13 protein-coding genes are annotated in these 16,698 nt (G+C 52.0%); 6 read left to right on the plus strand and 7 right to left on the minus strand.

Annotated features, from left to right (window positions below):
* Window position 1 precedes the first annotated feature (1 nt).
* On the minus strand, window positions 2–1,603 hold the full coding sequence (gene cueO, locus C1N58_RS14175; RefSeq protein ID WP_058702045.1) for a multicopper oxidase CueO: 1,602 nt from the start codon (window positions 1,601–1,603) through the stop codon (window positions 2–4).
* A 159-nt stretch (window positions 1,604–1,762) separates the two neighbouring features.
* Here cueO and C1N58_RS14180 point away from each other — a divergent pair, with 159 nt between their 5' ends.
* From C1N58_RS14180 to C1N58_RS14200, 5 genes are all read left to right on the plus strand, one after another.
* Window positions 1,763–2,110 carry a YacC family pilotin-like protein gene (locus C1N58_RS14180; protein ID WP_006117717.1) on the plus strand — a complete coding sequence of 116 codons (348 nt, stop codon included), beginning with the start codon at window positions 1,763–1,765 and terminating at the stop codon, window positions 2,108–2,110.
* A 107-nt stretch (window positions 2,111–2,217) separates the two neighbouring features.
* Window positions 2,218–3,081, plus strand: coding sequence for a polyamine aminopropyltransferase (speE, locus tag C1N58_RS14185; RefSeq protein WP_058702046.1), 864 nt, complete (start codon window positions 2,218–2,220; stop codon window positions 3,079–3,081).
* A 28-nt stretch (window positions 3,082–3,109) separates the two neighbouring features.
* Window positions 3,110–3,919 (plus strand): adenosylmethionine decarboxylase, encoded by an 810-nt coding sequence (gene speD / locus C1N58_RS14190; RefSeq protein WP_033740284.1) that lies wholly within the window; start codon window positions 3,110–3,112, stop codon window positions 3,917–3,919.
* Window positions 3,920–4,562: 643 nt separating this feature from the next.
* Complete coding sequence (locus C1N58_RS14195; RefSeq protein WP_033740283.1) at window positions 4,563–5,399, plus strand: alpha/beta fold hydrolase; 837 nt, start codon at window positions 4,563–4,565, stop codon at window positions 5,397–5,399.
* Between the two features lies 1 nt (window position 5,400).
* Entirely contained in the window at window positions 5,401–6,573 is a 1,173-nt protein-coding gene (locus C1N58_RS14200; protein ID WP_394564257.1) for a nucleotide disphospho-sugar-binding domain-containing protein, read from the plus strand.
* 46 nt (window positions 6,574–6,619) lie between these two features.
* Here C1N58_RS14200 and C1N58_RS14205 read toward each other — a convergent pair whose 3' ends face one another.
* From C1N58_RS14205 to C1N58_RS14230, 6 genes are all read right to left on the minus strand, one after another.
* The gene (locus C1N58_RS14205) at window positions 6,620–8,167 is read right to left on the minus strand and encodes a methyl-accepting chemotaxis protein (protein ID WP_185199905.1); all 1,548 of its coding nucleotides are present in this window, start codon (window positions 8,165–8,167) and stop codon (window positions 6,620–6,622) included.
* Between the two features lie 586 nt (window positions 8,168–8,753).
* Window positions 8,754–10,022 carry a D-threonate kinase gene (locus C1N58_RS14210; protein ID WP_394564258.1) on the minus strand — a complete coding sequence of 423 codons (1,269 nt, stop codon included), beginning with the start codon at window positions 10,020–10,022 and terminating at the stop codon, window positions 8,754–8,756.
* Window positions 10,023–10,061: 39 nt separating this feature from the next.
* Complete coding sequence (locus C1N58_RS14215) at window positions 10,062–10,589, minus strand: 2-keto-3-deoxygluconate permease (RefSeq protein ID WP_394564259.1); 528 nt, start codon at window positions 10,587–10,589, stop codon at window positions 10,062–10,064.
* Window positions 10,590–10,739: 150 nt separating this feature from the next.
* The gene (gene yacL / locus C1N58_RS14220) at window positions 10,740–11,102 is read right to left on the minus strand and encodes a protein YacL (RefSeq protein ID WP_289367853.1); all 363 of its coding nucleotides are present in this window, start codon (window positions 11,100–11,102) and stop codon (window positions 10,740–10,742) included.
* A 159-nt stretch (window positions 11,103–11,261) separates the two neighbouring features.
* Complete coding sequence (gene acnB, locus C1N58_RS14225; protein ID WP_394564260.1) at window positions 11,262–13,859, minus strand: bifunctional aconitate hydratase 2/2-methylisocitrate dehydratase; 2,598 nt, start codon at window positions 13,857–13,859, stop codon at window positions 11,262–11,264.
* A gap of 245 nt (window positions 13,860–14,104) precedes the next feature.
* Window positions 14,105–15,103 (minus strand): aldo/keto reductase, encoded by a 999-nt coding sequence (locus C1N58_RS14230; RefSeq protein WP_006117706.1) that lies wholly within the window; start codon window positions 15,101–15,103, stop codon window positions 14,105–14,107.
* Between the two features lie 97 nt (window positions 15,104–15,200).
* Between C1N58_RS14230 and C1N58_RS14235 the strand changes: the two genes are divergently transcribed.
* Window positions 15,201–16,121 carry a LysR family transcriptional regulator gene (locus C1N58_RS14235; RefSeq protein ID WP_058702052.1) on the plus strand — a complete coding sequence of 307 codons (921 nt, stop codon included), beginning with the start codon at window positions 15,201–15,203 and terminating at the stop codon, window positions 16,119–16,121.
* Window positions 16,122–16,698: the final 577 nt, after the last annotated feature.

Consider the following 16,698-nt stretch of genomic DNA (forward strand, 5'->3'; position numbering starts at 1 on the left):
ATCAGGTCACGGTGAAGCCCAGCATCATGCCGGTGTCTTCATGCTCCAGTAAATGGCAATGCGCCATATACGCATGATCGGCGGCGGCAAGGTGGTTGAAGCGCACCAGCACTTCGCTACGCCAGCCGTCGACATTGACCATGTCTTTCCAGCCCTGACGGTGTGGCGCAGGTGGCTTGCCATTTTCAGAAAGAATACGGAACTGGGTGCCGTGAATATGGAAAGGATGCAGCATGCTGTCGCCTTCACCGGAAATGGTCCATTTTTCAACGGTGCCCTGCTTCACATCAAAGGCTGGCCGCGTCATATCAAATGGCTGGCCATTGATTTTATTGCCATTGTGAAAATCGTAGGCAGTCGCGGCCATCACGTCATGGTCCATCTTCTGATGATCCATTCCCTGGGACGCGCTGTCGTGCTGCATCGCATGATCGTTACCGCCCATAGCCATATCATGGTGCGCACCGTTCCCCATCGCTTTCGCGCCATAGCGTGCCATCAGCGCCTGCATACCTTGCTGATCCAGTTGGGGATCCATACTGAGTTGTAACCAGCGCGATGACAGACCGTCCGTTTTCGGTATGGCCGGTAATGTGGCTAGCTGATCCGGTAAAGTCGCGCTGGCCATGATCCGCAGCGGAATGATATTGACCAGCGGCAGGGGCCGATCGAAGGGAGCCAGCGTCATGCCCATTTGCGAAACAGGTAGCGTCACGATATCAAAAGCCTTGCCATCGGACGTATCGACCATGACTTCAAAGCGCTCGCCCGGCAGGAGCGGAAGGGAGTCGACCTTTACCGGCTCAGGCAGCAGACCGCCGTCACTGGCAATCACATACAGTGGGCGTTTATCGCTGGCAGCCAGATGCAGCGAACGGGCATTGCAGCCATTAAGCAAACGCAGACGTAACCATCCACGCGGTACGGCATGCTGAGGATACTGCGCACCGTTGGTCAGCATCATGTCGCCGAACCAGCCCACTGCGGCCCGCATAATATCAAGCTCATAATCGATGCGGTCACCGGATGAGGTGAGCTGTTTGTCCTGAAAAATCAGTGGAACATCGTCGGTGCCCCATTGATTAGGCAGACGAAGCGTCCCTGACGGCTGATCCTCTAACACAATCATGCCGGCCAGCCCCTGGGCAACCTGATGACCCGTTTTGCCATGCAGATGAGGATGATACCAGCAGGTGGCGGCAGGCTGGTCCGGCGTAAACGTCACCTGACGCGTGGCGCCCGGCGCAATGATTCCCTGCGGTCCACCGTCCACCTCGCCGGGGATTTCCAGACCGTGCCAGTGCAGGGTCGTCGCTTCACTAAGCCGGTTATGAATATTGATGGTGGCCGCCTTGCCACGCTGGAGCCGAATTGCGGGCCCCAACAGGCTGCCATTGTAGCCCCAGGTGGGTACGTCTTTGCCCTGCCACTGGCTGATGCCCGGCATCGCCGTCAGGCTGTACTCTCCTTTCGCATCCGCGTCCAGCAGGGAGGGAACCGGCAGCAGTGGCCGACTGGCCGCCATCAGGGATCGGCTCCAGAGCGGCAGCGCCCCTGCAGCACCCAGTACCGCGCTCAGTTTCAGAAAGTGACGACGTTGCATAATCCGCATCCTTGTAACGAAATGACCTCAAGCCTAAACCCTGCCCTTATGGCAAGGTCAAGCATCAGCAGGCAGAATGCCCCAAAAATCGTAAATTGATCGAAAATCTTTACACAACTGTGCTAACGTCTTTCAGACGACTATTACATGAGAATATCTATGAAGAAGAGCATCAGGATCCTGCTACTGGCAGGACTCTTCGGCTTCTCCTCCACCAGCTTTGCCCTGAGCGAATCCGAAGCAGAAGATCTTGCCGATCTGACTGCGGTATTCGTTTATCTCAAGAACGACTGTGGCTATCAGGATTTGCCCGATGCGCAGATCCGCAAGGCGTTGGTGTTTTTTGCCCAGCAAAACCGCTGGGATTTAAGCAATTACAACAACTACAACATGAAAGCACTGGGTGAAGACAGTTACCGTGATTTGAGCGGTATCGCGATTGCCAACGACAAAAAATGTAAGTCGCTGGCCAGAGATTCTCTCAGCCTGCTTGCCTATGTAAAGTAGCGCCCCAGCCCGCTCTCCCGTCAGACATTTGACCGTGCAACGGCTATCATAGTTAGCTATGATGTTTCGCCGATTTTTATGGCAATGTCACGAAGGAGAGCCCCATCATGGCCCAAAACGAGATGTGGTATGAAACACTTCATACCGGCTTTGGCCAGTATTTTACCGTCGATAAAGAGCTTTATCGTGATAAAACGGCCCACCAGGATTTAATCATCTTTGAAAATGCGGCGATGGGCCGCGTTATGGCGCTGGATGGCGTGGTGCAAACGACCGAACGTGATGAATTTATCTATCACGAAATGATGACGCATGTGCCGTTGCTGGCGCATGGTGCCGCCAAAAACGTACTGATTATTGGAGGGGGCGATGGCGCGATGTTGCGCGAAGTGTCCCGCCATACCGGCATTGAGAAAATCACCATGGTCGAGATCGACGCCGGCGTGGTGACCTTCTGTCGTCAGTATCTGCCGAACCACAGCGCCGGTGCGTACGACGATCCGCGTTTTAATCTGGTCATCGATGATGGTGTGAATTTCGTCAACCGCACCACCGAAAAGTTTGACGTTATCATCTCTGACTGTACCGATCCCATTGGGCCTGGCGAAAGCCTGTTTACGTCCGACTTTTATGCGGGCTGTAAAAATGCGCTGAATGAAAATGGGATCTTTGTTGCCCAGAACGGCGTTTGCTTCCTGCAGCAGGATGAAGCGGTTAACAGCCATCGTAAACTCAGCCATTACTTTGCCGATGTCAGTTTTTACCAGGCGGCCATCCCAACCTACTACGGCGGCATCATGACCTTTGCCTGGGCAAGCGATAATCCGGCCCTGCGCCAGCTTGATCCCGCCCTTCTGCAGGCGCGCTTTGCGGCCTCGGGCCTGAACTGCCGTTACTACACACCGGCGATCCACACGGGCAGCTTTGCTCTGCCACAATATCTGTTGAATGCTCTGTCAGAGACGCGCTGATCGATCATTTATAAGGGGGTGAATAAAATTGCAAAAGCTAAAACTGCATGGCTTCAATAATCTGACCAAAAGCCTGAGTTTTTGTATCTACGATATTTGCTATGCGAATACCGAAGCCGAGCGCGATGGTTATATTGCTTATATCGATGAGCAATACAATGCCAATCGCCTGACGGAAATTTTGACCGAAACCTGTTCGATTATTGGTGCGAATGTGCTGAACATTGCGCGCCAGGATTATGAGCCACAGGGTGCCAGCGTCACGATTTTGGTCAGTGAAGAACCTGTTGATCCTAAAGATATTGATACGTCTGAGCATCCCGGCCCATTGCCTAATTCCGTGGTCGCGCATCTTGATAAAAGCCATATTTGTGTGCACACGTATCCGGAAAGCCATCCTGAAGGCGGCCTCTGTACCTTCCGTGCAGACATTGAGGTCTCAACCTGCGGCGTGATCTCACCGCTTAAGGCGCTCAATTACCTGATTCACCAGCTGGAATCTGACATTGTCACTGTGGATTACCGCGTACGGGGTTTTACACGTGATGTGAACGGCGTTAAACACTTTATCGACCATGAAATTAACTCCATCCAAAACTTCATGTCCGACGATATGAAGCGGATGTACGATATGGTTGATGTGAATGTTTACCAGGAAAACATCTTCCATACCAAGATGTTGCTGAAAGAATTCGATTTAAAACATTATCTCTTTAATACCCGCCCGGAAGATCTGACACCGCAGGAGCACAAACGCATTACTGACCTGCTGTGGAAAGAGATGCGTGAGATTTATTACGGTCGCAATATTCCGTCTGTGGGATTAAAAACCTACTAAGTTATGCCCCCTTTGCGGGGCATTCTCTCTTTCGTCTGCCTGTTATCTGTCAAAGCCCGATCAGGGCCACTTATTGCGCCCTGCGAACCAGGATAGCCCCGGCTGCCTTTCTTTCGCGGCATGTCATCTTGCGATGGTGAGACTGGCAGACCCGTTACGACGTTCTTCCGTGAAATAAATCAGCCGCCCCCTGCGTTCTGTTGTGCAGACGCTATTTCTGAGATCGTCCCGCAACGCCTGTCAGTAACAGGCCACAGTGTGGCACTAACACAAACTCACCACAGTAATCCCTGCCGAGCCATTCGCCCCATGATAAAACATTAATTAAATTTACCATGAATACAGTAAGGATAATAAAGTTTTATGACACTATAAAAAAGACCAGCCTCCCTTTCCTCGCCTGGATTTTATGAGGAAAATCACACTTTAACGGTCTGTTAAGTTACTTAATTTTCCATGAAAACTAAGGTGATGGAGAAAAACCAGGAGCATTTAATTTATAAATACCCTTAAATCAATAAGATGAAAGATTGCGGATTAAAAACAGCGATAAAACATAAAAATAACTTAATGATTACCATTTGCTGTGATATACATTAGAAAACTTTAATATTTGATGATGTTTCTTGGTGGGGAGAGTGATATGAGTCACGGTTATTCTGTAGTAAACATAAATGAACTTAACATTTATGTGGAGTTAACAAAATGCAGTGTCCCGACCCGTAACAGGACCATCCTGATTAACGGTGCACTGGCAACCTCGTCTTCTTTCCGCAACTGGAAACGCTTCCTGGCGGATAAATCAGATGTCATTACGTTTGATCTTCCGTTCTCAGGCAAATCAAAACCCTTCAACGAACAGGGCTGCCATATCGTCACGCTTGATGATGAAGTCACGATTATTCGCGAGCTGATTTCAATTTATAAGCCCAATATTATTGCCTCAGCCTCCTGGGGCGGCGCATCGACTCTCAAGCTCTTGAATCACGGTGAAGAGGGCCTGGAACATGCCATCATCGCGTCCTATTCCTTTGAATTTAATGACCGTATGCGGACTTACGTGAAGCAAGCCAATCTGTTTTCAAAAGAGAAGAACTTTGTCGAGCTTGCGCATTTGATGAATGACGAAGTGGGTGCATATCTGCCGAATAAAATGAAGTTCTGCAACTTCAGGCATCTGACGTCGCTGGATGAGATTGAATACCGTCAGGGGCGTTTCCATCTTGAGCAGATTGCCACACTGCGCAACCACGACTACAAAAACATTATTGATAACTCGGCCTGCCAGTTTCACTTTATCAACGGCGATCTGGATATTCATACGCCGCAAAAAAACATCGAAGAGATATGCGGCGAGTCGGATAAAACGCGCTTTTATCAAATCAGGGATGCGGGACATTTTCTGGATCTGGAAGGCAAGCGCAGCCGGGAAAGGACCGCAGCCGCCTTCAACACTATTTTTAGTCAGATTGGTGTCTGAGATGAAAGTGATTATTGGCGCACTGGGCTCAGCAGGCGATGTCTTTCCCTGTATTGAGATTGGCTCGCTGTTAAAAGAAAAGAATCATGATGTTTACCTGCTCGCTAACGACTATTTCAGATCTGAGGCAGTAGATCGCGGCCTGTCCTTTGTGGCGGTCGGCGACAAAGAGACTTATGTGAAAGCCGTCCAGGATCGGGCGTTATGGGACAAAAAGCACGCCCTGAAACGGATTTCACATTATATGGCGGAACAGCAGGAGGCGATGTTCGATGCCATGAGCGCTCTTGTCGAAGATGACGCCATCATCATTCACTCTTTATGGTGTTTTGCGGCGAAAGCCGTCAGCGAGAAATACCGGTTAAAGAAATATGCTATCAGCCTGACCAATTCAAATTTAAAATTGCAGCCCGGGCGTGTTATCCATGCGCTGGAAAAAAGCCTGCGTGTCAGTCTGAACTGGAAACTGGCTTTATTTCAACGGGCCCTGGTTTCGCCTGCACTCCAGCGTACCATCGACACGCTGCGACGCGACCATAATCTGCCCGCCTCTCGCAATATTTACGCTGACTGGGTCAATAACGAACCGCAGTCGATTGTGTTATACGAACCCTGGTTTTATCAAAAGAAAGCGCGCGAGGGATTTTATGCCGGTTTTTTACTGAACAAGAGCCGGGCCTCGCTGGATGACGATCGTATTACCGATTTTATTGACTCCCGTACGGTGGTCTTTTTTACCAGTTGGGCCCTGGCTGAACAATCATCCGTGACACGCGTTTTACAGGACTTAAAAACAGAAGGACTGAAGTGCGTGCTTGTTACGCCAACCGCAGCCGCGTTAGCGATAAACGATGATGTGATGACGCTGCCGCATCTCAATATTGCCCTGACTGAAACCTGCTTATTTGCCATTCATCATGGCGGTATTGGCACCACCGCGCAGTTGCTCAAGAACGGGGTGCCTCAGCTGATTTATCCGTGCGCATTTGATCAGTTTGAAAATGCCCGCGCCCTTGAACGACTGGCCTGCGGCCTCAAGGGAAAAGGGATCAGGGAAATCAGAAAAATGGCGGCTCTTGCACGTCAGAAGAAACACAACTGCGACTTTTATGCTGTGCAACTGGCTAATCAAACCCACAGAGGTCTTGAGCTGGAACGCTTTCTGACCCGTTAAACGCGTCTTCAGGCCAGGCATCTGGTGCATGCCTGGCCTGAAGGCATCAGACCTGGAACGCCGCGGTTAACATGCGCAGACTGCGCGCCTGTTCAGTTAAGGATTGCGATGCGGAAGCCGACTGCTCCACCAGCGCGGCATTGCTTTGTGTGACGCTGTCCATCTGCGTGACGGCAATGCTGACCTGCGAAACGCCCTGCATTTGTTCCACTGATGCCAGCGCCAGACCATCCATATACTGTGCCAGTGACGCGACTTCACTTGCCGCTTTAAGAATACTCTGGGCGGTATGATCGGCCGCCTGTACGCCTTTCGCCACGCCGGTGACCGCTTCTTCAATCAGGTTACCGATTTCACGCGACGATGATGCGCTGCGCTGTGCCAGCGTACGGACTTCCGTTGCGACAACGGCAAAGCCACGACCGTGCTCACCCGCTCTTGCCGCTTCTACCGCCGCATTCAGCGCCAGAATGTTGGTCTGAAAAGCGATACTTTGAATAACCGCGGTAATCTCTTTCACTTTCGCCGCGCTCACCGAAATGCTGTGCATCGTGTGGCTCATGTCATTGACGGCTTTTTCGCTGGCGCGCGTCAGTGATTCCGTCTCCCGGGCCGAAGACGCTGTAGATTCAGCGACAGAGGTGTTATTGCGAACCGTCGCAGTAATTTGTTCCATGCTTGCCGCCGTCTGTTGCAATGCCGCAGCCTGCTCTTCCGTACGGGAGGACAGCTCGGTATTGCCCTGCGCAATTTCACTGGCCGCCAGTTCAACCGATGCCGCAGAATCTTTGATCTGGGTCACCAGGTTCCGCAAATGATTTTGCATGTTCGCCAGGGCCGTCAGCAGCTTTCCGGTTTCATCCTGACGGTTTACGGTAATCACAGAGGTCAGATCGCCCCGGGCAATAGTATCGGCCGTGTGCACCGCGATAGCCAGAGGACGAGAAATACTGCGGGAAATCAGCAGGCCCAGAATCAGGGAGATTCCCGCTGACAGTAGCAGTCCGGCCACCAGGATCACGCGCGTTTTGGTCCGCTCGCTAGTCAGTTCATCTTCACGCGATTTGAGTAATGATTTCTCCGTGACAATCATGGATTCAATCACGTTACGCATCGCATCCATTTGCACTTTACCTTCATCAGTCGCAAAGATGTCTAAAAAGTGTTGCTGGTCGAGGTTCCCCTGATTCAGACGCTCACGCGCCGCCATTACGTTACGGGCATAGCTTTCCAGCCAGTTCTTCTGTCTGCTTTCCAGATCGACTAAGCGTTGCTGCTGCACCGGATTGTCCTGCGTCAGCTGATGTGTACTCGCGGTGTAGTCGCTAAAGGCCTGTTTACCCTGATTAAAGGGTGCCAGCATTTGTGTCTGACCGCTAAGTGCATAACCCCTAAGGCCGGTTTCCATATTCAGCAGACTCTCGGTCACCTTATTCAGGCCTTCAACCACCTGATAGGTATGAACGTTAAGCTTGCTGGCCTGCGTGACGCGATTAAACCCCATATAAAACAGACTGCATACCACAATCATGACAAGCGTCATGGCACCAAACGCCATATAAAGGCGGGTTCTGATAGATGTATTGCTGAGCATAATATCTCCGCGAGTGGAAAGAGAATAATTAAATTCCATTAATTCACGAGAATAATGGCAAGGCACATTAATAAATCAGGCATATAAATTTAATGAAAAGCCTGACCACTCAACCGAACGGTGAGTGACGTAGAAGTGAACGCATCAATGTTAAGTTGATTATTAGCGCTCTCGCGGAAATTTCCACTGCGTTACAATTTAAATTAGCGTTAGCGGAAATAACGAGAAAACAGGGGGGATGATAATCCCTGTTATCGCCCTGTTCTCACGGTGCACGTGGCCATAAAAAACTGAAAAATCAAACAGATTAAGCATTCAAAAAGGACAGTGAAGCCTGTTTCGTTTTACCGAACAGTAAATTTGACTTAAGCGAGCAGTTGCATTCAGGTAACGAAATGTAACAGCACTATTGGGGAGTACAGCATTACACATCGAACAGGGAACGTAAGGATTTATTATATTTTAATAATGGAGAATATCGCGCCCTTTATTAAACAGGGCACAGCTATTCTCATCATTCCTCCAAATTTCCCCTGACTTATCCTGTCGAAACGCAATTCTGGCCTGCACATCTGCAGGCTCAGGTTTACGCATTCAGATACAGCTCCTCAATATAATGCAGCGCATCACAGAGCGTATCATCCGTCCCGAATCCCCCTGCTTTAGTGATAACGGGTAAATCATCGATGTCACTGTTTACGAAGGTGCCACACGGGATACAGGGCGCCACTTCGCCGTGGATACGGTAACCTTCTGCGCCGAGAGCATTCGCCACCGCGATCGCGATGTCGCCGCCCGTCAGGAACAGCCCACCCGTACGGGCACGATCCAGGATCGCTAAGGTGATATCCCCCATTCGCCGACTCAGCGTTTCGCCCAACGCCTCGCGACTCAATGCATATTTTCCGGTCAGCGCTGCAATCTGGTTACGGTCGTCCCCGTGGCTGCTGGTCTGCAGAACACAGTGCCTGTTCTGTGCAAGGATCTGGCACGCCTGCTCTACGATCTCTTTTTGCTCTTTCTCAGGTGCAAGCAGGGTTTCGACCACGATTCTGACCACGTCAGCCCGCCCCAGACGTTGCGCCTGGGCTACCTGACGCCGGGTCATTTCACTCATCGAGCCCGCCACCACCAGAACCGGAAGCGTTTGATCGCTGTCCATATAGCTGTCGGTCGGAAGCGCGTTGGCCAGTCCCGCCGCCCCAACCAGCAAAGGGCGCGCAGCCATTGAGAGAGCAGCCCGGGCAATCAGGGCCAGATCGTTATCGCTTTCTGCATCAATAATGACGATGCTGGCGGGCTGTTGGCGCAGGTTTTCAAGCCGGTCTGCGAGGTCGCCACGCCTGACGTCGTCCAGCGTCATCTCCCCGACAGGCAGATCGGTCTGTAAGCCGATCAGTGTGCGGATACGCGAGGAGATAATCGGTGTGCGCGGATCGCTGGCAAACTCGGTTTCCAGCAACGGGCGCTGGTGAACCCAGCATTCACCATTGCGCGTCATGCGCCCCGCAGACGGAATGGCTGCGGCGACAATCGCCAGCGTGGTTCCGCTGGCGGCCATAGCGGCAGCAATCTCTGCGCCGGGATTGCCACGAAAGGTAGAGTCGATTTTTTTATAGATCAGCACGCTGTTTTGCCCAGGGCGCACCCAGGGAGACAGCGCCTGTTTCACCGCAACCGCCGCCTGCTCAGCGCTGAGTGCCCGGCTGTCTGTGTTAATCACCAGCACATCAGCGCGACGTGAGGGCTTTTGCTGTGACGTCAGCATCACTTCCGTACGTGCCCCTTTTTTAGCCAGTTGCACGCCCGTATCATTCGCACCGGTAAAGTCGTCGGCAATAACGATCATTTTCATCGTGATTTTTCCGTAGATGAAGCGACAGCCCGTCGCTGATTACCTTTTGCCACCCAGGAAGGTCAGCATCGGCGTTAAAAGGGCGGTGACAATCACCGATGTCGCAATCAGCGGCGTTGCCGCGGCGACCACACAAGACAGAGCCGGATCGGCCAGCGCCAGCGCAGCCGGCGTGACGGCAGTTGTCCTGGCGGCGGCCCCTGCCGGGACCGTATGAAGACCGCCGTTGCTGTTCTCCATCGCCGCAATGACCGCAACGGATGACAATCCCCACCGGCCTTCAAGGCCAGACAACGTATCGACAGACAGACCCAGCGCGACAGCAGCAGGACGCTTCGTCACGGTGATACCGCCGCCCGTAACCCGCGCCTGGGGCAGCGCTTTAACCGATCTCATGCATAACAAAAAAACACCGATAAGCGCAGGCACGTCCTCTTTAAACGGTGCCGGCGTAAAGCCCCCTGTCCCTGAGGCGTCGGGAGCCAGCGTGTTAGCGGCGGCCCCCAGCACCAACGGGGTAATCATCATTCCGCCAGGCACTTTTTCGATTGTTTCCTTAATCTTCATACCACCACCTTATTGATTAATTATAATCACCATGATGATATTAAATCACAAGAATAAAATATGCGGCGGGAATCTCAGATTAAAACGCTGATAATTGAGCATTATCAATCAATAAAGGAGGTAAATGGCGATCGGTGTACAAGCTTTCAATCATTTGCCCGACATAAATCGCTGCCAGGCGGCAATCACGGCCAGGAAATCTTCCTTACCGCAGAAGCACAGGCTTTCTTCATCGTAGTAATTCATGCCCTCTTCCATCTCATCGCCTTCGAAATTCAATGTATTCGCGCGGACAATGACCTCTTCATCATCCATCCAGAGCGTATATTCGCGCCCGATGCGCTGCCACTGGCGCTCACTGCCTGTAAGTTTTTGGGCTTCGGCTTCAACCTCATCCAGCACGCTGGCGTCATGCCCGACTTCTTCATTAAACCAGTGGCCTAATGCTTCATGGCCCATCGACATGCGCACTTTTACCTTGCCCGTGATGTCGCGTAAAAATTCATACTCCATGATCTTATCTCTTTGTCAGTTACTCGCGCTGTTATACCGCTATTTTTATTGCCGTGCACCTGCTTAGCGCACCTATCCAGATTCCCTGGACGCCCCTTTTGAGGCATAAAAAAAGAGGAGCGCCGGGGCGCTCCTCTCATACAGAACGATCGTCACCTGTCAGACGGCAGTCTGGAAAATCACGCCGTCTGCTTTTTCCGTGTACTGACTCAACTGGTCAAAGTTGAGATAGCGATAGGTGTCAGTGGCTGTTTTATCAACCTGTGCCATGAACTGCTGATACTCATCTGGCGTAGGCAGTTTACCTAACAGCGATGAGACGGCAGCCAGCTCCGCAGAGGCCAGATAGACATTAGCCCCTGTACCCAGACGGTTCGGGAAGTTACGGGTTGACGTCGAGACCACCGTTGCGCCGTCAGCCACACGTGCCTGGTTACCCATGCACAGTGAACAGCCCGGGATCTCAATACGCGCACCGCTCTTACCAAATACGTTGTAGTAACCTTCTTCTGTCAGCTGAGCCGCGTCCATTTTGGTCGGTGGTGCGACCCACAGACGGGTTGGTAACTGGCCTTTATGGCTGTCCAGCAACTTACCTGCCGCACGGAAGTGACCGATATTGGTCATGCACGAGCCGATAAAGACTTCATCAATCTTCTCGCCCTGCACATCAGACAGCAGACGCGCATCGTCCGGATCGTTTGGCGCACACAGAATCGGCTCTTTGATCTCAGCCAGATCGATGTCAATCACCGCGGCATATTCCGCATCGGCGTCGGCTTCAAGCAACTGTGGATCCGCCAGCCATTTCTCCATGCCTTCGATACGGCGCTCCAGCGTACGACGATCGCCGTAGCCTTCCGAGATCATCCATTTCAAGAGAACAATGTTAGAGGTCAGGTACTCTTTGATCGGCGCCTGATCCAGCTTAATGGTACAGCCCGCAGCAGAACGTTCTGCAGACGCATCGGTCAGTTCGAACGCCTGCTCAACTTTCAGATCGGGCAGACCTTCAATTTCAAGGATGCGGCCAGAGAAGATGTTCTTCTTGCCTTTCTTCTCGACGGTCAGCAGGCCCTGCTTAATGGCATACAGCGGAATGGCGTGAACCAGATCGCGCAGCGTAATGCCAGGCTGCATTTTGCCTTTGAAACGTACCAGCACCGATTCCGGCATATCGAGCGGCATAACGCCCGTTGCCGCAGCAAAGGCGACCAGGCCCGAGCCTGCCGGGAACGAAATCCCGATAGGGAAACGCGTATGAGAATCGCCACCTGTTCCGACGGTATCCGGCAGCAGCATACGGTTCAGCCAGGAGTGAATAACCCCGTCCCCCGGACGCAGAGAAACCCCGCCGCGGTTCATGATGAAGTCAGGTAACGTATGGTGAGTGTTCACATCCACCGGCTTAGGATAAGCCGCCGTGTGACAGAACGACTGCATGACCAGGTCAGCCGAAAAGCCCAGGCAGGCCAGGTCTTTCAATTCGTCTCGGGTCATTGGACCGGTAGTATCCTGTGAGCCCACAGAGGTCATCTTAGGTTCGCAGTACGCACCAGGACGGATGCCGTCAACACCACAGGCACGGCCCACCATTTTCTGTGCCAGCGAGTAGCCACGTGTGCTTTCAGCCACGTCTTTCGCGATACGGAACACGGTACTGGCAGGCAGCCCCAGCGATTCGCGCGCTTTGGTCGTCAGGCCACGGCCAATGATCAGGGGAATACGACCACCAGCACGGACTTCATCGATCAGGACGTCGGTTTTCAGTTCAAAACTGGCCAGCAGGTCGCCGGTTTCGTGGTTGCGGACTTCACCTTTGAAGGGGTAGATATCAATGACATCGCCCATATTCAGGTTGTTCACATCCACTTCAATCGGCAGCGCGCCTGCATCTTCCATGGTGTTGAAGAAGATAGGGGCAATCTTGCCACCCAGCACAACGCCACCGCCTTTTTTGTTTGGCACGTTCGGAATGTCATCGCCCATAAACCACAGCACCGAGTTGGTCGCCGATTTACGTGATGAACCGGTGCCTACAACGTCACCGACGTAGGCCAGCGGGAAACCTTTGGCCTGCAGCGCTTCAATTTGTTTGATCGGTCCGATGTTGCCTGGCTCATCTGGCTCAATGCCTTCGCGGGCATTTTTCAGCATTGCCAGCGCATGCAGAGGGATATCAGGACGTGACCAGGCATCCGGTGCCGGAGACAGATCGTCTGTATTGGTTTCGCCAGTGACTTTGAAAACCGTTACGGTAATTTTTTCAGCCAGCTCTGGACGTGACAGATACCATTCGGCATCCGCCCATGACTGCATCACCTGTTTCGCATGCGCGTTGCCTGCTTTGGCTTTTTCTTCAACGTCGTAAAAGCTGTCAAACATCAGCAACGTGTGGGAAAGCGCTTTTGCCGCAATCGGCGCGAGTTTCGCATCATCTAATGCTTCAATCAGAGGATGGATGTTGTAACCGCCCTGCATGGTACCGAGCAGTTCAACGGCTTTTTCAGGAGATACCAGAGGAGAGGTTGTTTCGCCTTTGGCGACAGCAGCCAGGAAACCTGCTTTAACATACGCCGCTTCATCGACGCCGGGTGGTACGCGGTTGACCAACAAATCGGTCAAAAATTCTTCTTCACCCGCAGGTGGATTTTTTAGCAGTTCAACCAGCGCGGCCATCTGGGAAGCATCTAATGGCTTAGGTACGATCCCTTGGGCAGCACGCTCGGCAACGTGCTTACGGTATTCTTCTAGCACGACGTTCTCCTCGCTCTCATTGTATGGGTTTCCGGTGCACCCTGATGACAACGCATTCCATGAGTAGGGTAAGGTGCCCGGTTCCGCGTGGGGCAGCATAGCAGGATTTCAACAGCTTGTTAATCTGTTTACAAAAAAGCAACATTGCGGTTTTCTGCAGCAGAATGCGCTACCTGAACAGAGATAAACGAAAAAAACGCAGGGCTTAATGCCCTGCCGGTTAACCCAGTCATTTCGCTGTAAGCTTAACGATCGATCATGCCATATTCTGCATCCGCATAGCGTTCACCCCGCACGTTTTGCGGCGCAAAGAGCCTGTCCAGCGTGTCACTGTCCGCCCCTGTCAGGACGACATTCGCTGCGGCACAGTTTTCTTCCAGATGATGGACCTTGCTCGCTCCCGGAATCGGCACAATATCTTCTCCCTTCGCCATGACCCATGCCAGCGCCAGTTGTGCCGCAGTAATACCATAACTGTGTGCCATCTCAGTGAGCTGCGCGACTAACTTTTGGTTATGTTCCTGTGCCTGCTCCTGAAAACGCGGCAAACTGCGGCGGAAGTCATGCGGATCCAGCGCGTCCACGGACGTCAGTTTGCCCGTCAGGAAGCCCCGGCCCAACGGACTGTAAGGCACAAAACCGACATTCAGTTCACGACAGGTCGCCAGAATGTCCTGCTCGGGATCGCGGGTCCAGAGTGAGTATTCGCTTTGTAAGGCAGAGACGGGATGGACGGCACAGGCGCGCCGCAGCGTAGCAGATGAGACTTCAGACAACCCAATATAGCGGGCTTTTCCCTCTTTAATCAGATCCGCCATCGTGCCAATCACGTCTTCAATCGGTACGCTCGGATCAAAACGGTGCTGGTAAAGCAGATCGATATGATCGGTCCCCAAACGGGTTAACGATCCTTCGACTGCACGGCGAATATGCTGAGGCTGGCTGTTAACGCCCGTCATCTTTTCCCAGCCCTGACCTTCGCCAGTAATCGCAAAACCAAATTTTGTGGCCACCGTGATATTGTCGCGGCGGCCTTTAAGGGCTTTAGCGATGAGCACCTCGTTGGTAAAGGGACCGTAGATTTCGGCGGTATCCAGAAAGTTGATGCCCAGTTCAAACGCGCGCGACAGCGTATTTAATGCCTGCTGCTCATCATGATTGCCATAGGCGAAGGTCATGCCCATACAGCCGAGTCCCAGTGCTGAAACGCGTAATCCCTGATTACCCAATTGACGTTGTTGCATGATGTTTTCCTCTTTGTTGCGGTGTTATTGTTATAATCCTCATCAATACCAACAACAATTGCGCTATTCTTGCCCATTCAGTGAGGAAAATTCATCAATGACACTTTCGCGGGCCACCCTGCAGGAACTGGAAATGTTCAGCGCCATTGCGCACCACCGGAGCTTCCGCAAAGCCGCACAGGCACGCAACGTGACGCCGTCTGCGTTGAGCCACGCCATGCGCCATTTTGAGCAACGGCTAGGGGTGAGATTGCTCAACCGCACGACGCGCAGTGTCTCACTGACCGAGGCTGGACAACATTTTCTGCAGCGCATTCAGCCTGCCTTACTCGATTTATCGCAGGCCGTGGATGAACTTAACGACTGGCGAGCCCGGCCTCACGGTACGCTGAAACTCAATATGCCCCGCTCTGCAGAAGCGCTGTTTTTTGACAGCCTGATCCTGCCCTTTCTCCAGCGCTATCCGGACATTACGCTGGAAATTGACAGTAACGATGCGCTGGTGGATATCCTTGAAGCCGGTTTTGATGCAGGCATTCGCTACGGTGATGTGCTGGCGCAGGATATGATCGCCCTGCCCTTTGGCCCGGCAATGCGTACACTGGTTGTCGCAAGCCCGGCGTTTATCGAACGTCATGGTGCCCCGCAAACACCGGACGATCTGCTGCAGTTTCCCTGCATTGAGCGGCGTTTCCCGAGCGGGCAACGCTATCGCTGGGAATTCATGCACGCAGGGAAAAAGCGGGAAGTCGCCGTCAGTGGCTCTCTGGTGCTGGACAACAACGAACGAATATTGCAGGCCGCCCTTGCGGGAGCAGGGATTGCTTTTCTGCAGGAGGCCGTGGTCAGTGCCAGTCTGCGAAGTGGCTCACTCGTTGAGCTGTTAAGTCACTATACGGAGAATGCCGATGGCTTCTGGCTCTACTATCCTGGCAGGCGTTATGTCTCTGCACCATTACGTCATTTTATTGACTGGTTACGTGTTAATAATAACGAAGTGATCAACCATCAAAATTAACAGCAATATAAGAACCGAGAAATAATTATTTTAAAATAGTCATGAAAGAATCAGCACAAATAACATTTAAAATATAAAAGACAGAAATTTTTATTAATTAGCATTATGAAAAAATAAAAAACCAGGGGACAGTAAGATAATAAATGCGTAGACTGCGGTTGGGCGCCTGAAGCTTTCTGCTTTGGGTAAGAACCTGAGGTGGAAAGAGGAAGGAACCGCTCACATTAATCAGTCAACTAATGCGAGCGGAGGTCACTACCCTAACACCTCAACACTGTCAGGGTAGCCCCTCGCTCGATGAAAATCAAGAGAGGTGCCACCATGAAGTCGAAATACGGTTTACTTGTTATTAGCGGGTTAATTCTCTTAGGATTGAGTTTATCAAACCGAGGTTCATTATGTGAGCTTCGCCTCAGAATAATGAGTGCTGAACTTTCGGCTGTCTTGAATTACGAAACCAGGCAGTAAAACTTCGTTAGTGGCGGAGTTTACTCCGCCCTATATGCCAGTGTAAATGTGTTAGCGCAGGCGCCCTTTCCTTTATTGATTTTCTTATTCGATAATAATCAGCATAAAA

It is taken from the genome of Pantoea sp. SGAir0180 (assembly GCF_043546245.1).